1 protein-coding gene is annotated in these 1,384 nt (G+C 65.8%); it reads left to right on the top strand.

Annotated elements, in window-relative coordinates:
* Positions 1-104 precede the first annotated feature (104 nt).
* Positions 105-1,331, top strand: a complete 1,227-nt coding sequence (locus ACOACQ_RS24065) for an IS481 family transposase (protein WP_420289426.1) — start codon at positions 105-107, stop codon at positions 1,329-1,331.
* Positions 1,332-1,384 lie beyond the last annotated feature (53 nt).

Genomic DNA, 1,384 nt, shown 5'->3' with positions numbered 1-1,384 from the left:
TGTGTTGTCTCGGTTGAGGGTTGACGGTTCACCTTCGGCTGAGGCCTTACACATGTTCGGCTGATGCTTGACGGCTGCTCCGGTTGAGGCTTGACACTCCCGGCATGCGGGAGATGAGTGTGGCTGAACAGCGTTATCAGGCCGTGCTGGCAGTGATCAGCGACGGCGAGACGGTCAAGGACGTCGCGGCCCGGTTCGGGGTCTCACGACAGACAGTGCATGCCTGGTTGGGCAAGTACGAAGCCGGCGGGATCGAGAACCTCGGCGACGCCTCGCACCGACCCAGATCGTGCCCGCACCAGATGCCCGGAGTCGTCGAGGTCGCCATCGCCGAACTACGGCGCTCACATCCGACCTGGGGACCCAAGCGGCTGGTCTACGAACTGGGCAAGAGGGACGTGGACCCGCTGCCGTCGGTTTCCGCGGTCTACCGGGCGCTGGTGCGGTTGTCGCTGATCGACCCGGCCGCCCGACGACCGCGCGACCGCAAGTGGAAACGGTGGGAACGCGGCAAGCCCATGGAGCTGTGGCAGATGGACGTGGTCGGCGGATTCGCCCTGGCCGATGGCCGCCGGGCAAAGGCACTGACCGGGGTCGATGACCACTCTCGGTTCTGTGTCAGCGCGTTCTTGATGCTGCGCGAGTCCTCCCAGCGCGTATGCGACGGCTTGGCCCTGGCCCTGACCACCTACGGGATCCCCGAGGAGATCCTGACCGACAACGGGAAGGTGTTCACCGGTCGATTCAACCGGCCACCGGCCGAGGTGCTGTTCGACCGGATCTGTCGGGAGAACGCGATCACCCACCGGCTGACCCAGCCCCACTCCCCCACCACCACGGGAAAGATCGAGAGGTTCCACCGCGCGTTGCGCACCGAGTTCCGCACCGACCGGACCTTCGCCAGCCTCGAGCAGGCCCAAGCCGAGCTCGACGAATGGGTCGCTGACTACAACACCAACCGGCCGCACCAGGGGCTGGACATGGCCACCCCCGCGTCGCGGTTCTTCCGCGAGCAACCCGCACCCGCCATCACGATCCGCGCGATCCAAGCGACCAGGGAATCCGGTCGTCCCGACACCGGACGCGGTGAGGGGACCTGGGTCGCGCGCCGCGCCAGCAAACTCGGCGTGGTGTGCGTGAACTGGCAACAGGTCTGCCTCGGCGTCGCCGCCGCGGGCAGCAACATCGACGTCTGGGTCACCGAAGACGTCCTGCAGTTCTACGACGGCGACCACCTGCTCCGCACCCAGGCCAGGACCACCACAGGGGAGGTGAGAGTCAAACGAGCACAAGTTCCCGGCGGCCAACGCCGCCGTAAAGTTCAGAACTGAGTGTCAACGATCAACCGACACTGATCTGTCACCCATCAACCGAAGCTGTTCAG

This window comes from Nocardioides sp. CPCC 206347, from assembly GCF_048654605.1.
In the GTDB taxonomy this organism is placed as follows: Bacteria; Actinomycetota; Actinomycetes; order Propionibacteriales; family Nocardioidaceae; genus Nocardioides.
Note: the sequence above shows the minus strand (reverse complement) of the source record. Positions and strands in the feature narration are given on the sequence as shown.